Here is a 17,422-nt window from a genome sequence, read left to right as displayed (position 1 = left end):
AAGCCAAATCTTGGCGTCCCGGCCGCCGCCTTTGACATGAATATGGGCAGCTCGGGTGGCTGCCCCTCGTTTGAGAAGAAGTAGTAACGCAAGCCGCCCTGGCGCAATGCAACTGGCATCAATGCCTCCGGGCGGCTTGCGCTATTGGTATCAGCTACACCCCGTCGTGCTGCCGCACGTATCGCACTTCATACACGTGCCATTCCGTACCAGCGTGAAGTTGCCGCACTCGCTGCACATCTCGCCCTCATAGCCCTTGGCTTTGGCTTCCGCGCGGCGCTCGGCCTTGCTGGGCACTGCGGTTTGCGCGCTGCCGGCCTTGCTCCATTGCAGGGCCTCTAACTTCTCGGTGGGCGAGAGGTCGTGGGCCACTTCCTGCTTCAGCGCGACCGCGCCTTCCAGGACGTCGCCGGCACGGCCTGCGCCGTGCGACGCGAGCGAGGTGACCTTGGAGCCGCCGGCCGGTGCGCTGTCATTGCCTTGCGCGACCGCGGTCGAGCCGCCGCGCATCACCACGAGGTTGTCGGTGCGGGAGCGGGTGAGGCCGCGCGACACCAGCTTGGAGGCGCGCTGGCCGTGATCATCCGGCTCCTTGCCTTCCTCGACGCCCTTGCCGAGCACGTCGAACCCGGTCTCGCTGGGATCGACATGGGCGAGGTCGAAGCGGCTGAGATAGCTCACCGCCAATTCGCGGAAGACGTAGTCGAGGATCGAGGTCGCGTATTTGATGCTGTCGTTGCCCTGCACGGGGCCCGCCGGCTCGAAGCGGGTGAAGGTGAAGGCGTCGACATATTCGTCGAGCGGCACGCCGTACTGAAGACCCAGCGACACCGCGATGGCGAAATTGTTGATGAAGGAGCGCAGGGCCGCGCCTTCCTTGTGCATGTCGATGAAGATCTCGCCGATGCGGCCGTCGTCATACTCGCCGGTGCGCAAATAGACCTTGTGGCCGCCGACGACCGCCTTCTGGGTGTAGCCCTTGCGGCGATCCGGCATCTTCTCGCGCTCGCGCATCACGATGATGCGCTCGACCAGCTTCTCGACGATCTTTTCCGAGACCTGGGCGGTGCGTGCCGCCATCGGCTTGTCGTAGAGGCTCTCGACCGCATCGTCCTCGTCCTCATCGTCGGCGATGAGCTGCGAGTTGAGCGGCTGGCTGAGCTTGGAGCCGTCGCGATAGAGCGCGTTGGCCTTGAGCGCCAGCTTCCACGACAGCATGTAGGCGGACTTGCAGTCCTCTACCGTCGCGTCGTTCGGCATGTTGATGGTCTTGGAGATCGCACCCGAGATGAAGGGCTGCGCCGCCGACATCATGCGGATGTGGCTCTCGACCGAGAGATAGCGCTTGCCGACCTTGCCGCAAGGGTTGGCGCAGTCGAACACCGGATAGTGCTCGGCCTTGAGGTGCGGAGCACCTTCCACCGTCATCGCGCCGCAGATGTGGACGTTGGCCGCCTCGATCTCGCGTTTGGTGAAGCCGACGGCCTGGAGCAGGTCGAAGCCGGGGGCCGCGATCGCCTCGGCACCGATGCCGAGCTGGTCGCGGATGAAGTCTTCGCCAAAGGTCCATTTGTTGAAGGCGAACTTGATGTCGAACGCGGTCGGCAGCGCCTTCTCGACCTTGGCGATGGCCTCATCCGTGAAGCCCTTGGCCTTCAGCGTCGAGGCGTTGATGCCGGGCGCGTTGGAGAGCGAGCCGTGGCCGACGGCATAGGCCTCGATCTCCGCGATCTCGCTCTCGCGATAACCGAGCGCACGCAGCGCGGCGGGGACCGCGCGGTTGATGATCTTGAAATAGCCGCCGCCGGCGAGCTTCTTGAATTTTACCAGCGCGAAGTCGGGCTCGATACCGGTGGTGTCGCAATCCATGACGAGGCCGATCGTGCCGGTCGGCGCGATCACCGTGGTCTGGGCGTTGCGATAGCCGTGCTTCTCGCCGAGGTCGAGCGCCGCATCCCAGGCCGCTTGCGCATGCGTGACGAGGTCTCCTTGCGGGCAGGACACCAAGTCCATCGGCACCGGATTGACACTGAGCCCCTCGTAGCCGTTGGACTGGCCATGGGCGGCGCGGCGGTGGTTGCGGATCACGCGCAGCATGTGCGCGGCGTTCTTCTTGTAGCCCGGGAAAGTGCCGAGCTCGGCCGCCATCTCGGCCGACGTCTTGTAGGTGATGCCGGTCATGATCGCGGTCAGCGCGCCGGCGATCGCGCGGCCTTCCTTGCTGTCATAGGACAGACCCATGGTCATCAAGAGGCCGCCGATATTGGCGTAGCCGAGGCCGAGCGTGCGGAACTCGTAGGAGAGCTCGGCGATCGACTTCGACGGGAACTGCGCCATCATCACCGAGATTTCGAGCACGATGGTCCAGAGCCGGCAGAGATGCTCGTAGCCTTCGACGTCGAAACGCTTGGAGGGGATGTCGTAGAACGTCAGCAGATTGGCGGAGGCGAGGTTGCACGCCGTGTCGTCCAGGAACATGTATTCCGAGCACGGATTGGAGGCGCGGATGTCGCCGGACGCCTTGCAGGTGTGCCAGTCATTCATGGTGGTGTTGAAGTGCAGGCCCGGGTCGGCCGACGCCCAGGCGGCGTAGCCGATTTTTTCCCAGAGGTCGCGCGCCTTCAGGGTCTTGGTGATCTTCTTGGTGGTGCGTCCGACGAGATTCCAGTCGCCGTCGGTCTCGACCGCGCGCAGGAAGTCGTCCTTCAGCGACACCGAATTGTTGGAGTTCTGCCCCGAAACCGTGAGATAGGCTTCCGAATCCCAGTCGGTGTCATAGACGTCGAACTGGATGTCCTTGTAGCCCTGTTTTGCAAATTGGATGACCCGCTTGATGTAGTTGTCGGGCACGAGGCTGCGGCGCGCCAGCTTGATCTCGCGGCGCAGCGCCGGGTTCTTCTCGGGGTCGAAGCAATCGTCGCCCGAGCCTTCGCAGTTGACGCAGGCCTTCAGCACCGCCTTGAGGTGCTTCTGGTTGATCTTGGATCCGGTGACGAGAGCGGCGACCTTCTGCTCCTCCTTCACCTTCCAGTCGATATAGGTCTCGATGTCGGGGTGATCGACGTCGACGACGACCATCTTGGCGGCGCGGCGCGTGGTGCCGCCCGACTTGATCGCGCCCGCCGCGCGGTCGCCGATCTTGAGGAAGCTCATCAGGCCGGACGAGCGGCCGCCGCCGGAGAGGCGTTCGCCTTCGCCGCGCAGGCGCGAGAAGTTGGAGCCGGTGCCGGAGCCGTATTTGAACAGGCGCGCTTCGCGGACCCAGAGGTCCATGATGCCGCCCTCGTTGACGAGGTCGTCACCGACGCCCTGGATGAAGCAGGCATGCGGCTGCGGATGCTCGTAGGAGGATTTCGACCGGGTCAGCTTGCCGGTAAAGGGGTCGACGTAATAATGGCCCTGGCCGGGACCGTCGATGCCGTAGGCCCAGTGCAGACCGGTGTTGAACCATTGCGGCGAGTTCGGCGCGACCATCTGCATGGTCAGCATGTAGCGGAGCTCGTCGTAGAAGGTCTGGGCGTCCTCGTCGGAGGAGAAGTACTTGCCCTTCCAGCCCCAATAGGTCCAGCAGCCGGCGAGACGGTCGAACACCTGCTTGGCCGAGAGCTCGCTGACATAGCGCTCTTTCTCGGGCAGGAGGGCGAGCGCCTCGGTGTCGGGCACGGAGCGCCACAGGAAGGAGGGGACGGACTCTTCCTCGACCTTCTTCAGGCGCGCGGCAACGCCGGCCTTGCGGAAGTACTTCTGGGCGAGGACGTCGGAGGCGACCTGCGACCACGCGGTCGGCACCTCGACATTGTCGAGCTTGAACACGACCGAGCCGTCGGGATTCCTGATCTCCGACGTGGTCAGCCGGAAATCGATGCCGGCGTAAGGTGACTGTCCCGAAGTGGTGTGGCGCCGCTCAATCCGCATGGTCTTGCCCCGTCCTATCTTTGACCGGACCGCCTCCGTTCAGGCGTGCCGGGTCATCATTTCATTTCGCGGTGCTCGAGGCCGCCTGGCCCTTGGCATCGCAGCTCAGCCGGTAGACCCGGCCCGTTTTCTCCCGACGCGATTGCTCGATGCGCGCACCGATCATCCGCCGGCACGTCCAGACCCATCCGCCCCAAAGGGATGAGCCCGACATGCGTTCAACGCCCCACAACGTCACGTCTTCAACCATTGCCATCCGGGCCTGTTTCCAGCCCGTTCAGGCGCCCGAAAAGTCCGCTCTCGCCGGGCAGACAAGCCCGTATCCCGCTGCCCTTGTCTGGCTTGGCGGAGTGCTGTTTTGCAGACCCTTTGGGGGAGTGCCGGCGGGACGCAAACACACTCGCGCCGAACGGATCGAAAACTAGGACTCTCCGTTACGCCCGTCAAGAACTAGTGCGAGTTCCTGAATCAAATACTAAATATGGTGGATTATGGGGGATAACAGGGGGCAGGCCCGCGCCTGTTGTTGAGCCAAGTATCAGTGAGTCCTCAGGGATTCCCAACCGAAAAAATTTGCATCTTGGGGTGCCGCTGTGGCTTCACCCCGCTGTTCACAGGGCAGGTATATTTTTGAATCGCGGGCTTGCCTCGGGGGGACTCACGTAGGGCTACGGAAGGTGAGGGCAGGCATGCCCGCCGGGGTGGTGGTGGGAGGCGCGAATCCGCGCCAAGCTGCCCTCGATTTTGCCGGACTACCCACATGCTTGATTCGACTCGGCCGGTGCTGCGAGCGCGCATCGCCCCGGCCGGCCTGATATTCCTCGCCATCACCTCGGTGGGCTGGGGTTTCAATTGGCCGGTGACGAAATTCCTGCTCTCCGAGCTGCCGCCGCTGACCTTGCGCGGGGCGACGGGCGTGCTCGGCGCGGTGCTGCTGGCGGCGCTGGCACTGATCCGCGCTGACAGCCTCAGCGTCCCGCGCGCGATCTGGCCGCGCCTCGTGACCGCCGCGATCCTCAACGTCACCGGCTGGATGGTGCTGATGGGTCTGGCACTGCTGTGGCTGCCGGCGAGCGAAGCGGCGCTGATCGCCTACACCATGCCGGTCTGGGCCTCGCTGATCGCCTGGCCGGTGCTCGGCGAGCGGCCGACCTTGTTGCGCACCATCGCGCTGGTGATGGCCTTTGCCGGCCTGGCCTCGATCATGGGCGGCAACGGCTTTGCCGCCACTGCGGACAAGCTGCCGGGCATCGTCATGGCGCTGTGCGGCGCGCTCGGCTTCGCCGCCGGCACGGTGTTTTCGAAGAAGTACCCGATCCGCCTGCCGCCGATCACGGCCGCGGCCTGGCAGATCGGGATCGGCTGCCTGCCCATCACGATCATCGGCCTCGCCATCGAGACCACGCATCTGGAGCTGGTGACGCCCGTCGGCTGGTGGCTCCTGGTCTATTCAACCGTGGTGCAGTTCTGCATCGCCTATGTCAGCTGGTTCGCAGCACTGGCGCGCCTGCCGGCCTCCGTCGCCGCGATCGGCACCATGGCGGTGCCTGTCATCGGCGTCGTGGCGTCCGCGATCGCTCTCCACGAGCCGCTGGGGGCAGGGCAGATCGCCGCGCTGGTGTTCACGCTGGCGGCCGTGGTGCTGGCGACGCGGTAGGGCGTATATTCATGAGCGGCTGGCCGCCTGGACTTCCGGTTCATCGTCAACATCGGCCGGAGAGCGGAAGGTCTCCGAGCTCGCAGATGGGCCAAGAGCCGACCTGCCTTGCGGGGGATTGTCTCTACCAAATCGGTTGGCGAACTCTACGACCGCTGCTGCAACATCTTTACGCCTGGCGTCCGTGCGTGTGAATCCCAGCGGTCCTGTGAACCTGATAACCACCTTTTCAGGATTGGATTTCGGCCGAGCATCGGTCGTCCAAGATAGCTCTCTGGCCCGGACCTTGACAACATCGCGACTGGTGCACGCGGACTCGATCGATGAGAATATCTGCTTTGCTTCATCGACCGAAAGCTTCATCGATTGACACTCACCAGCGCCGACCGACACAAGGGTCAAACCAGACCGTTCGACGCGGAAGTACAGCCCATTGGTCAGCGTGACTTTTTCCTTAGGTCCCAACTCGGCGCCAATACGGGCCAGCGCTTGAGACCCAACTCGCGACAGGAGCCGTCCCAACACTTCAAAAAAGACTTTGATCTTTCGGTGATCATTCATGGGTCGGGCGCCATCGTACGTGGTCCGATGGGGGACAAAAGCAACTCGCCATTGGCAAACAGTACAACATCCGCTTCGGGTCAGCATACGAACTCAACTGAGCAAATCTGGTCCGCCATGCTTCGGGGAGCGACCTCCTGGAGGGCTGCCGCCATCTGCAAACCTTCTCAGAAATACTACGTCTTTTCTTTCTACCCCGGGAGCGAGGTTTCGGAGAGCGTTCGTAGCGAGATATATCTCAAGCCCGACCAGAAGCGGTATTCCCGCGCCCCAAATGTAGATCAGGCCACGCATTGTTGCCTCCGTCAGGATAATTTTGAGCCGCTGCTTCGGGCAGTCTTCCAGGCCAAGGAAGCGGCCACGACAAACGACACGAAACAGAACGCGATCACCCCCAAAGCGCGGACATCGCGGCGCGGCTCGTTGAGCCACACGAGAGCCGCCAGGCAAAGGAGCGCCGGGACCGCGCAGGCTTGTGTTGCGATATACCGACGCCTCAGCGCCAACGGCGCGCGGTCCCCCCAGATAAACGCCTCAACCTGAAACTTGCGAGAAATTGCGTCCGTCCGGGGGAGGCACGACCTATCTAGCTCTGCCACGATGGATTGAAATCCCCATCCGGCAATGCCCAGCAGTGAAAGTCCAAAAAAGAGTAAGAACAGCGACACTTCACGTGTCTAGCAGCTTCAACACAACCGCGCGAGACCAGTTAGTCCGCAATGGGTCCAACAGCGGACCAACGTTGGGATGCCCGACCTCAGGCGAATACTCTGCGGCGGTGGCGAATGCTGGAGGGCGAGCGCCCATAGAGTTCGCGAAAGACGGCGTTGAACCGGCGCACGCTGCCAAAGCCAGCTCGGTAGGCGATCTGGGCCAGTGGTTCAGTCGTCTCGTCAAGTAGGCGCTTCGCCCTCTGTACACGCCTGGTCTTCGCGACCTGTTGGGGGCTGGCCCCGACGTACCGTTCGAACAGACGCGCAAGGTGGCGCGAGCTTACCCCGAGCCGATCGGCCAGTGCGGCAACCGAAGCGTCATCCAAGGCGCCACCATCGATCAATTTCAAGGCCCGCGCGACTGTCGAACGCGTGCCATTCCAGGCAGCACAGAAGGGCGCGGTCTCCGGACGGCAACGCAGGCAAGGTCGGTACCCCGCGGCCTCGGCGGCCGCTGCAGTTTGATAGTAGGTCACGTTACGGGTCAACGGCTGCTTCACCGGGCAAACCGGGCGGCAGTAGATTCCCGTGGTCTTCACTGCCGTGTAGAAACGGCCGTCATAGCGGGGATCGCGCTGCAAGCGCGCGGTGTTGCATACCTCAAAACTGAGCATGACTCATTTTACCGCAGGCCGCAGCCAGAAGAATAGCCCTGAGATGATCAGGTCCGATTCCGGCCAGCGATATCGGTGCGCCCTTCTTATAGAGAAGGTCCAACTTCGCTGAGCACTTGGAGAAGCAAAAATGAACAGCACGAATCCTAAAGAGATCGTCATCAATGCCTGGAAGACTTTTAAAACCCGTGATGCGCAGTTGATCGCGGAGCTGTTTACTCCCGATGCCGAATGGATCGCACCGGCTGGAAATGCCACGGCGGTCGCTCTCAAACACACCGACCACATGATTGGACCGGACCAAATCGCACAGTTTATTGCCTCGGAAATGCATCATCTGTTCTCGAACGTCGACATCTCGTTTCGGGGCATTCATGCCGATGGCGATACTGTGATCGTCGAGGAGCGAATGCGAGCCACTCTTCCTGGAGGCAAGCCCTACGAGAATGACTATTGCTTCGCTTTTGTCCTTTCCGGCGAGCGGATCAAGCTGGTTCGCGAATACATGGACACTTGAAAGGGCTGGCAGATGATTTTCGAGCCGCTTTAAAGGCTGCTTTGGGTCACAAGCGGTCCTCGACCGGCTGCGCAGGGCAGGTCAGCTCTGGGCCACGAACAGACTCCTTTGCTCTTGCCGTGTCCAAGAAAAGCCGCCTCGCGGCGGCCAGATGTCGGAAATACATTTCGATCACTACGCTAGTGCGGACTGCCGCAGAGCCTAGGCTACAATCGGCCGGTGACCCGGTAGACTCGCGCCTCGCCTTCGACGCCGCGCAGCGGCGCCTCGAACTCCTCGACATGGTGGCCCGCCAGCAGCTGGCGAACAGCGGGCGCGGTGTAGAGTGCTTCAGTGAGACAGATTTCGCCGGCGTCGGCGAATGATTGCACCCGCGCGGCAATATTCACGGTCTGGCCGAAATAGTCGAGATTCTCGTTGAGGGTCACGGCGATGGAAGGACCGCAATGTGCCCCCATTTTGAGAACGACGGCGGGCTGGCCGTGCTTGGAGTTGAACTCTCCGATGTCCCGCAGAATGTGCAGCGCTGCCTCCACGGCATCCACCGGCCGGAAAAACGCAGCCATGACGGCGTCGCCGATGGTCTTCACGATGGCACCGGCATGCCGATGGGCAATTGCGTCGAGGAGAGCGAAATGTTCGCGGACGAGAGCATAGGCATTAAGATCCCCGAGGCGCTCGTAGAGCGCGGTCGAACCCTTCAGGTCCGTGAACAGGAACGTCACCTGCCGAACGCCGAGGCCCTCCTCCTCATCTACGCGCTCTGAGCGGAAGAGCTTGCGGAACGTCTGACGCGTCAGCAGCATCCCGCCCGAGACGTAGGGATCGAATTCGAGGGTCGGCTTCTCTGGCATTTCCAAGATTTCAGGTGGCCAGTTGATCAGGAGCAGCGAACCGCGCTTAGGGCCGGTGTTGCTGATCTCGAAGATCACAGGCCCCGACGGCACGGCCGAAACGGCGGGCGTGAACCGCTGCCCGTCATAGGTGGCACGAACGATCGTCGGAGTATTCGGCATCTGCACGGCAGTGGGATCGAGCGCGACCGGGAGCGTAAAGCCCGCCTGGGTCTGGACATTGACGCCTGAGACCGCGCCCGGCCCAATATCGGTCTGCAGCGTCGTTGTCAGACCGGACGGCAGATAAGTCATTCCGCGAACGAAACCGCGCAAGACATCGACAAATCGAGTCTGTCCGCCGGGCAGCCGTCCGCTGTTGGCGAACTTGAGCTTCCAGTGCAGATCTTCGATCGAGAGATTGTCGACGTCATACAAGGCGAGGTGCCGAATTTGCGGCGAGACGGAGAAGGACACTTCGATGAAGTCGTCGAGTTCGGTGTGACCCTCGATATCGCAAAGCCCGCAGACGAAATGGCTCCGGAGCGCACGGAGCCTCCCGAAGCTTTCCAGCACCAGACCCGAGTGGGGGCAGAGAATGTCCCAATGCATGTCGACCAGCCCGGCGCGAGCGGCATGGAGAAACAGATCGATCGACTCCGGCTCAGCCACACTGCGATCACGGGCGAACGCCAGCGGATTGGCGCGGTACAGGCTGACCTCGTCACCACTGCGAATCAGCGTTTCGAACTTGGAGATTACGCGCGGGCTCCAAGTGCGGGCCTGCTCGATCTGCGTCATCTTGCTTTCGAGAAGACGCTCGTCAATGGATGTCATCGATCAGCTCCTGACGATGGCAATCTATCAGCTTCGCCCGGTCCTCGCGAGCCATCCGATGCCGCACGGCCTATTGCACTGCAAGGATTTTCAATCCACCCATGTCGCTTATGGGTCAAAGTGCGAAGAACTCAACCTGAGCAAATCTACTCCGCCATGCCTCGCTGGATGGACCTCAATATGGTGCGCCCACGACGTCGCTGAAGCCCCAAAAGCTGACCCGTATATCGGGAGATGCCGCGCATTGCAGTGAGTCCGATCACATGCAGGAACGGTGGTCTGCTCCAACAGGGCCGTTTGAGAAGGGTAGCTTCCAGCGAGGGGACAGAATGGAGAAGTATGGAGGGGCGCCATCGAGGTGCGTGACTATGACCCCGACTGGCCGGTTCGTTTCCAGCAGGAGTGCCGTCGCTTGCGATTTGTGGTCGGTCCGGCGCTCAAGATCGAACACATGGGCAGTACGTCTGTGTCCGGCCTCTCGGCCAAACCGATTATGGACATCTTGGTCGGCCTCCCGAACTTGTTGCGCGCGAAGTCCACGTTTGTGAGGCCATTCGCGCAACTCGGATACACCTACATCCCCGAGTACGAAGCATGGTTACCTGGTGAACTGTTTTTTCGGAAGAGGATGCCTGGACCCTGGACACACCATCTTCACATCATGGAGCAATGCAATCCACGCTGGAGAGATTCCTGCTGTTTCGCGACTACTTGCGCTTACACCCGGAAATCGCTGCCGCGTACGGAAGCCAAAAGAAATCGCTCTCGGATGAATTTGGCAAGAACATCGAGGGCTTTCGCAAAACAAAACATCGGTTGTGAGGGAGATAACCGACAAGGCGCTATCAGCATTCGGGAAGTATTGTTTGCGCTGCCACAGCGACGGGATATGCCGTGCGGCGCTGCTAAGATGTCCGCTTCGGGTCCACAAGCGGGAATGCCAACGAGCAACTCCTTGCTCGAGCCTCACAGCGCAAGGCACGGGTGGAGTTCTCTCCCTTCAGGCGCTTGGCAGGGACCGAGTAAGGAGCTGCCGGCGAGCCTTCTTCAGATCGGTCGCCAATTTTATTTTCTCTCTCAAAACGAGGATTTCGGAATATTCCTTTTGGATCTCTGGGCGGGTGCGAAGTGCTTCAAGCTGCTGGGCGGTCAGTTTCAGTATCGCGGCAATATGCGTACTCTGGATGTGGTGCATGGCAATCAAATCCGCTGTTGGAAAAAACGGAACGGCACGATACAGCGAACTGCGGTGCGGCGTCGCTGGAAATAAACAGCCAGCCTTACTGTCGTTTTTTTTGCAGCGCGTCACTGCCCTCATCAGGTGGGGGGCTGCCGTCTGCTCATAATGAATTTCTTGACCGCATGAATCGTGCGAGCAAGCTGTCGCGGCCGGCGACTACGCGGCGGCGTGACTAGCACAACGAAGAGCAGGTTCAGCAGCAGCCAGCAGCCGACCGCGATGAAAATGTACTTCATAACTCCTCAAGGGTGCCCTCGGAAGAGCACTGCAAGAAGAGCGGCAGCAACAATCGCGAGCCAGATCATCGAAACAACGAAGCTGGCGAAATGCCAATCTACGTCGCGGCGCCTGGTCTGCATTGTGTCTCCTTCCGGAGGCCGTGTGTCGTCGTCTCAGCGGCCTCTATCGTCCTTGCCGTTGGGGCTGCCGTCTCCGCCGCCGTTGCCCCAGCCGTTGTTGCCGTGATGGTGATGGTCGTCGTGGACCGCGCCTGCGCCCGACTTCGCGATCGCATCCGATGTAAGGGATGTCGACAGGAGTAGGGTGATGGCTGGAGGTGTCACCGCCGCGAACTTTCCGCAGGTTCTTAAGAACTCGCGACGGTCGTCCTGATCTGGCATGCGTTTCTCCGTCCAGAGATAAGCCTAAAAATTAAATCACAATAACTGAATTAAATCAATTTAATTTCGTTCCAGAAGAAAGCGGCCCGCCCACTCGCCAACTCCCTCAGGGGAAGCTCGACGCGCTGGAGTCCGCTGTGGTCACAAGCCGCCGACCACGCCGAAGGTGGGAGCTTCCGCTTTGCCTTGGTAAGCCGACGTTTATGAGGTCACGTCCTCGGCGAGAGCGGCTTCGACCGCTCGGCTCGGCGGCAGGCCAAGAGCAGGTCAGGAACTCGCGGAGGCGTTGCGGATTGGCTCTGTCGGCCGGACTGAGTGCCTCCAGCGAGACGGCTATGGCGAGCGACCGCAACACATTCCTCGGCGTCGCGGCGTGCGACCTTGCCCAGCCTCTAGGCGAACCCGACATCGTCATCTTCGGAGCTGCCGACGCCACGCCGCATGTGAAGGGCAGGACCAGCCATGCCGCGAATGGCCCAGCGGCCATTCGCAATGCTTTGCGCGTTTATCAGACCGACCTTGCCAGGTGGGATTTCGACCAAGACGGAATCCTGCTCGACCCGGAGCAAATCCGGGTCGTCGATGGCGGCGATCTTGCCACGTCACCCGAGGCCCCCGAGCAAAACCGGAATGCAATCAGGACCGCCACCAGGAAGATCCTGAAGTCCGGCGCGGTACCCATGCTGCTCGGCGGAGATGATTCTGTCCCCATACCGTTCTTCGAGGCGTTCGAAGACACGGGCAAGCTGACGATCCTGCAGATCGACGCGCATCTGGATTGGAAGGACCAGCGCGACGGCTCAGCACATACGTTTTCCAGCACGATGCGGCGCGCCAGCGAGTTGCCTTGGGTCGAACGCATTGTGCAGGTCGGTTTAAGGGGTATCGGTGGCTCGGGCCTGCAGGAGCTCAGTTGCGCGCGGAACTGGGGCTCCAGGATTTTTACAGCACGAGACGTCAAAAGCCGGGGCGTTCAAGCCGTCCTGAGTGCAATCGAGGACAGCGCGAACTGCCTGATCACGATCGATTGCGACGGCCTGGATCCGTCCGTCATTCCCGGCGTGCTGCTGCCGCAGCCTGGCGGCTTGTCCTATTTCGACGTCATAGACCTGATCGCGGGCGTCGCCTCGAAGGCCAGAATTGTCGGTCTTGATCTGGTCGAATTGGTGCCGGAGCGTGATCCGCAGAATATTGGGGCGATCTGCGCAGCGCGGATCATCTGCAACGCCATTGGACATATCGCCAACCAGAAACGCTAGCCGGTGGGCATGTGTCCGAGCGCCTTGCGGATCATCGCGGCGAGCTGGTTGCGGCGGTAGGGTTTTGTCAGCAGCATCACGCCGTCGTCGAGCTTGCCGTGGTGGACGATGGCGTTGTCGGTATAGCCGGAAGTGTAGAGCACCTTCACGCCGGGGCGGATCGTCGCCACCTTGTCGGCGAGGTCGCGTCCGCTCATGCCGCCGGGGATGACGACGTCGGTGAACAGCAGATCGAACGGCTGGCCGGCCCGGATCAACTCCAGCGCGGCCTTGCCGTCGGGCGCGGCGACGGTCTGGTAGCCGAGGCTCTGGAGCTGCACGGTGACGAAGTTGCGCACCAGCGGATCATCCTCGACCACAAAAATGGTCTCGGCGCCACCCTCGGCCGGCGGTGCGGCAGAGGTGACTGGCTCGGTCATGCCTTCGCCCGGCGGCAGATAGAGCTTGATCGTGGTGCCGTGGCCTTCCTCGCTGTAGATCTTGATGTGGCCGCCGGATTGCTTGACGAAGCCGTAGACCATGGAAAGGCCGAGGCCGCTTCCCTTGCCGACCTCCTTGGTGGTGAAGAACGGCTCGAACGCCTGCTGCTGCACCTCGGCCGGCATGCCGGTGCCGGTGTCGCTGACGGCGAGCATCACGTAAGGGCCGGGCCGCACGTCGGGATTGCTTTGCGCATAGGCCTGGTCGAGCACGACGCGGTGGGCCTCGAGCAGCAGCTTGCCGCCGTTCGGCATGGCGTCGCGGGCGTTGATGGCCATGTTGAGCAGGGCATTGGTGAGGCGGGACGGATCGATGTGCGCGGTCATCTGACCCTGTTCGAGCACGGTCTCGATCTCGATCTGCTCGCCGAGGGTGGGGCGCAGGAGTTTCGCGATGTCCGCGACCGCGGCGTTGATCTCGACGTTGCGCGGCTGCAGCGGCTGCCTGCGCGCGAAGGCGAGCAGATGCTGGATCAGCTCGGCGCAGCGTTCGGCGGCCTCGTCGATCAGGCGCGCCACACGCTGGAGCTCGGGCTGCTGCTTCAGGCTTGCCACCAGCGTCTCGGTATTGCCGGAGATCACGGTCAGCATGTTGTTGAAGTCGTGCGCGACGCCGCCGGTGAGCTTGCCGATGGCATCCAGCTTCTGCGACTGGTACAACTGCCGCTCGGTCTCGCGCGAGGTGGTCGCGTCGTGATAGACCAGCACCGCGCCGGAGACGTTGCCTTTCCCGTCCAGCATCGGCCGGCCGCTGATCATGAGATGACGGGGAGCATTGCCGCTGTGCGGGCGGACGATCATCTCCATGTTCTCGAACGGCTCGCCGCGCAGCACGCGTGCCGACGGCAGCTCGTCGGGCTTGAGCGGGGTGAGGCCGTCGCCGTGAAGCACGGTGGACATCGCGCGCAGATTGCGCAGGTTCATGCCGGTCCGGTGCAGCAGCATGCGCTCGGCGGCGGGATTGGACAGAAGGACATTGCCCTCGGCATCGATGACCAGCACCGCCTCCGCCATGCTGTGAAAGGTGCTCTGGAGCACGTTGACCGAGAGGCGCAGCTCGTCATGCGCGGTGACCAGATGCTCGGTGCGCTCGGCCACGGCGGCCTCGAGCTGCTGCTTGGCGGCCGTGGTCTCCATTAGCGTGCTCTTGAGTGCGCCCTCGCTGCGCCGGCTCTCGCGCATCATCATCACGACCAGCAGCAGGATCACCAGCGCGCCGGCGACGTCGATGCCGAGCAGCACGATTCCGGTGCGGCGCGAATCCTGGGAGCGCGCCGCGAGCAATCGTTCTTCCTCTGCGCTCAAATGGTCGAAATTGCCCATCACCGTGTCCATGAGGCCACGGCCCTCGCCCTTGCCCTGGACTGCTGCAATGCCGGCCTGATCGTTTCCGGCGCGCAGGCGCATCACTTCGGCGGCGATCTCGATCCGGCGCAGCGCCAGCGGCTCGGTGCCCTCGAGCAGCGCGACATGTTCGGGAGTGTCGCGCACGCTGCGCTTGAGATCGGCGAGTGCCGGTGCGATCCGGGCGTGCACCGCCTGGAATTCTTCGCTGAAGCTCGGGTTGCGATAGATCTCGTAGCCACGTGCGGCGCTCTCGGCACTGCGCATCAGCACGCGCAGGTCGGAGATCTTCTTCAGCACCTCGACGGTGTGATTGACCCAGGCCGCATCGGACCGTGACTTGACGTCGAGGCCGATCGAGGCCGCGGTGATGATCAGGAGGATGGCAAGTCCAGCACCGAGAATGACGCGCTGCGTTGGGATCAAGGGACTTCTTTCTTGTCCTTCGGCTGCGAGCCATCGCCCGGCACGGCGATGCATTCCCGGATCGTGGTCAGCAGCGTGTCCGGCGTGAACGGCTTGCGCAGGCAGCGGGTCGCGCCAAGCTCCAGCGCCATCCGGAGGAAGTCGGGAGAGGGCGAGGCGGATGATGCGAAGGCGTAGCCGGACATCGCGATTAGCGGAACCGCCGGCGCGCGCTCGTGAAAGATGCGAATGGACTCGAAGCCGCGCATATGCGGCATGAAGATGTCAACCAGCATCACGTCGAAATTCTGTGTTTCGAGCGCAGCCAAACCCGTTTCTCCGCCGTCAGTCAACGTGACGTCGAAGCCCTGACGTTGGAGGAGGACCTCGATGGTCGCGCCGACCATCGGATCGTCATCAACCACGAGAATGCGCGGCATGACACTTCCCAGTCATCGAAGTCCCCACAGCCAAGTTGATACAGGTGAATCGCGCGTCGGGTCAATTTGGGATTGGATAAGGGTAGATATGCACGGTGCGGTGAATAAAGGTCCGCTCGCATCGATTGTACGCGACACTTGCCGATGACGAATACGAGGCGAGCGAAACAGGTGAGGCGCCTGAATGAAAAAGGCGCCGCATCGCTGCGACGCCTTCTTCTTCAAGTGTTTCAGGTCGTGTTACGGGCAGGGATGACGCTGGCCGTCATAGCCCAGATAGGTGCCGGACGCCGGATCGTAGGACTTGTAGCGCTGCGCGCAGTAGGCCGCGGAGTCGCCGCCGCCATCGGGGACCACGGCCACTGTCGGTTCATCATAGTAGCTGTCGCCGTAATAGTAGGGGTCGTCGTAATACCCGCCGCCGTAATAGGCGTACGAGCCGAGGCCGCCGATCGCAGCGCCGGCCGCGAACCCGGGCCAAAAGCCGCCGCCGTGACGATGATGCCAGTGACGACCACTCCAATTGCCGCCACCGCCCTGCCAGTTGCCCGCAGTCGCGACGCTGCGTGTACCGCTGTAGGACGGCGAGAAGGCCTGTCGGCTCACCGTACCCGCTGCGAAGCTGCCACCGCCCGGACGTACTGCTGCGCCGGCCGCGAAATTGCCGCCGCCGCCGCCGATCCGCGCGCCGCCGAAGTTGCCGCCGAAGTTGCCGCTGCCCATGCGGGCGCCGCCGCCACCGAAATGTGCCCCGCCGCCGCCGCCGCCACCGAAGCGTGCTCCGCCGCCGCCGCCACCGAAGTGTGCTCCGCCGCCGCCGCCACCAAAGTGTGCTCCGCCGCCGCCGACCGCTGCGGCCCGACTTTGGGCAAAGCTCGGCGTCGCCAACGGGATAACCAATGCCACTGCCGCAGCCGTGCTCAAGACTTTCAGACTTTTCATGATCAAAACTCCTTTTCCCGGAAGCAAACCCCATGAAAGGGCCGGAGTTCCTGGGATCACGGGGGTTTGCGTGCGACGAAAAGTTCTCATGGCGACGCTGTATCCGGCATGAACGGATCGCGTCCGATTTGCGGCAGCGTTCCGTGCCGGGGACCGCATCAGCAGCGGGGCATTGCCGCCCGCGCCGAACTGGACATTTCGCCGTCCGGATGGCATCAGGACCCGACGAAGCAGGGCCCTTGCCGCATGAAACAGTTCTTCCTCAAGTTTTTCACCTGGTGGAATGGCCAGACGTTTGGCACCCAACTCTGGACCAAGCGCTACGGCGAGCTGGTCGGCCAGGACGAGCAGGGCAACCTCTATTATCGCACCCGCGGCGGGGCGATCGACCCGGTGCTCGGCTTCGAGCGCCGCTGGGTGGTCTATAACGGCTACGCCGAGGCCAGCCGTATCCCGCCGTCCTGGCACGGCTGGATGCATCACACCGTCGACGTGCCGCCGACGCAGGACAACTACCAGCCGCGCGAATGGGAAAAGCCGCACCAGCCCAATCTCACCGGCACGGCCAACGCCTACCGTCCCGCGGGCTCGACGCTCGCCAGCGGCAAGCGGCCGAAGGCGACCGGCGACTATCAGCCCTGGACGCCGAGCTAGCCTTCCGATTCCCGTCTCAACCCTTGTCGTGGGGGTGGATGCACCCGCATCCGCCTCGCTTTGCTGTGGACAACGGGAACAGCGGGGATGAGTGCTGCGCGGGCATTGCAGCCACGCGGGCGATGCGGCTCAATGGTCGCATCTTACGGAGATGGGAGACCATCGCGTTCGGTTCGGGCAACAGTTCGCGACTGTCCCGAAATGCAGCGGCCGCCGACCAGGACTCGATCGGGAGATAGGCCCCCGGTCTGGAAGCTCCGAAATCGCCCGATGAAATGTGCAGCCGCCGTAAGACAGGAAAGGCCGCTCGGGAAACCGGGCGGCCTTTTTCTTTGATAGAGGGACGACTGGATTTCGCGTGCCCCGGACGCTGCGCGGCACCGCTACGCGAT

At 62.5% G+C, this 17,422-nt stretch carries 14 protein-coding genes and 1 pseudogene; 5 read left to right on the top strand and 10 right to left on the bottom strand.

Going from position 1 to position 17,422, the window contains the following annotated elements; translation table 11 throughout:
• Nucleotides 1–150 precede the first annotated feature (150 nt).
• Both RX329_RS24855 and RX329_RS24850 read right to left on the bottom strand, forming a co-directional pair.
• The gene (locus RX329_RS24855) at nt 151–3,915 is read right to left on the bottom strand and encodes a vitamin B12-dependent ribonucleotide reductase (protein ID WP_085353542.1); all 3,765 of its coding nucleotides are present in this window, start codon (nt 3,913–3,915) and stop codon (nt 151–153) included.
• A gap of 61 nt (nt 3,916–3,976) precedes the next feature.
• Nucleotides 3,977–4,171 (bottom strand): hypothetical protein, encoded by a 195-nt coding sequence (locus tag RX329_RS24850; protein ID WP_026232747.1) that lies wholly within the window; start codon nt 4,169–4,171, stop codon nt 3,977–3,979.
• Nucleotides 4,172–4,675: 504 nt separating this feature from the next.
• On the opposite strand from RX329_RS24850, the gene RX329_RS24845 reads away from it, so the two are divergent.
• On the top strand, nt 4,676–5,572 hold the full coding sequence (locus RX329_RS24845) for a DMT family transporter (protein ID WP_085353541.1): 897 nt from the start codon (nt 4,676–4,678) through the stop codon (nt 5,570–5,572).
• Between the two features lie 9 nt (nt 5,573–5,581).
• Here RX329_RS24845 and RX329_RS24840 read toward each other — a convergent pair whose 3' ends face one another.
• Nucleotides 5,582–6,133: a hypothetical protein gene (locus tag RX329_RS24840; RefSeq protein WP_085362185.1), complete on the bottom strand. Its 552-nt coding sequence runs from the start codon at nt 6,131–6,133 to the stop codon at nt 5,582–5,584.
• Between the two features lie 757 nt (nt 6,134–6,890).
• Nucleotides 6,891–7,460, bottom strand: a complete 570-nt coding sequence (locus RX329_RS24835; RefSeq protein WP_085353539.1) for a bifunctional transcriptional activator/DNA repair enzyme AdaA — start codon at nt 7,458–7,460, stop codon at nt 6,891–6,893.
• Between the two features lie 130 nt (nt 7,461–7,590).
• Here RX329_RS24835 and RX329_RS24830 point away from each other — a divergent pair, with 130 nt between their 5' ends.
• Nucleotides 7,591–7,977 (top strand): nuclear transport factor 2 family protein, encoded by a 387-nt coding sequence (locus RX329_RS24830; protein ID WP_317244428.1) that lies wholly within the window; start codon nt 7,591–7,593, stop codon nt 7,975–7,977.
• Between the two features lie 206 nt (nt 7,978–8,183).
• Here RX329_RS24830 and RX329_RS24825 read toward each other — a convergent pair whose 3' ends face one another.
• The gene (locus RX329_RS24825) at nt 8,184–9,647 is read right to left on the bottom strand and encodes an adenylate/guanylate cyclase domain-containing protein (protein ID WP_085353537.1); all 1,464 of its coding nucleotides are present in this window, start codon (nt 9,645–9,647) and stop codon (nt 8,184–8,186) included.
• Between the two features lie 358 nt (nt 9,648–10,005).
• Here RX329_RS24825 and RX329_RS42030 point away from each other — a divergent pair.
• Nucleotides 10,006–10,469: pseudogene (locus tag RX329_RS42030) on the top strand (GrpB family protein).
• 178 nt (nt 10,470–10,647) lie between these two features.
• On the opposite strand, the gene RX329_RS24820 reads toward RX329_RS42030, so the two are convergent.
• Nucleotides 10,648–10,965 (bottom strand): hypothetical protein, encoded by a 318-nt coding sequence (locus tag RX329_RS24820; protein WP_240543135.1) that lies wholly within the window; start codon nt 10,963–10,965, stop codon nt 10,648–10,650.
• Nucleotides 10,966–11,279: 314 nt separating this feature from the next.
• A complete protein-coding gene (locus RX329_RS24815; protein ID WP_085353535.1) occupies nt 11,280–11,507 on the bottom strand; it encodes a hypothetical protein in 228 nt (75 codons plus the stop codon).
• Between the two features lie 335 nt (nt 11,508–11,842).
• Here RX329_RS24815 and RX329_RS24810 point away from each other — a divergent pair, with 335 nt between their 5' ends.
• A complete protein-coding gene (locus RX329_RS24810; protein WP_317244427.1) occupies nt 11,843–12,766 on the top strand; it encodes an arginase family protein in 924 nt (307 codons plus the stop codon).
• Here RX329_RS24810 and RX329_RS24805 read toward each other — a convergent pair.
• The 3 genes from RX329_RS24805 to RX329_RS24795 all read right to left on the bottom strand — a co-directional run bounded on the left by RX329_RS24805 (nt 12,763) and on the right by RX329_RS24795 (nt 16,376).
• Entirely contained in the window at nt 12,763–15,015 is a 2,253-nt protein-coding gene (locus RX329_RS24805) for a CHASE3 domain-containing protein (protein WP_085353533.1), read from the bottom strand. The two genes, RX329_RS24810 and RX329_RS24805, sit on opposite strands and share 4 nt — an antisense overlap.
• On the bottom strand, nt 15,012–15,434 hold the full coding sequence (locus RX329_RS24800) for a response regulator (RefSeq protein ID WP_085353532.1): 423 nt from the start codon (nt 15,432–15,434) through the stop codon (nt 15,012–15,014). The genes RX329_RS24805 and RX329_RS24800 overlap by 4 nt, the downstream gene beginning before the upstream one ends.
• 240 nt (nt 15,435–15,674) lie before the next feature.
• The gene (locus RX329_RS24795) at nt 15,675–16,376 is read right to left on the bottom strand and encodes a BA14K family protein (RefSeq protein ID WP_085353531.1); all 702 of its coding nucleotides are present in this window, start codon (nt 16,374–16,376) and stop codon (nt 15,675–15,677) included.
• A 246-nt stretch (nt 16,377–16,622) separates the two neighbouring features.
• Here RX329_RS24795 and RX329_RS24790 point away from each other — a divergent pair, with 246 nt between their 5' ends.
• Entirely contained in the window at nt 16,623–17,030 is a 408-nt protein-coding gene (locus RX329_RS24790) for an NADH:ubiquinone oxidoreductase subunit NDUFA12 (protein ID WP_026232746.1), read from the top strand.
• Nucleotides 17,031–17,422: the final 392 nt, after the last annotated feature.

This window comes from Bradyrhizobium sp. BWC-3-1 (assembly GCF_032917965.1).
Taxonomy (GTDB): domain Bacteria; phylum Pseudomonadota; class Alphaproteobacteria; order Rhizobiales; family Xanthobacteraceae; genus Bradyrhizobium; species Bradyrhizobium canariense_D.
Note: the sequence above shows the minus strand (reverse complement) of the source record. Positions and strands in the feature narration are given on the sequence as shown.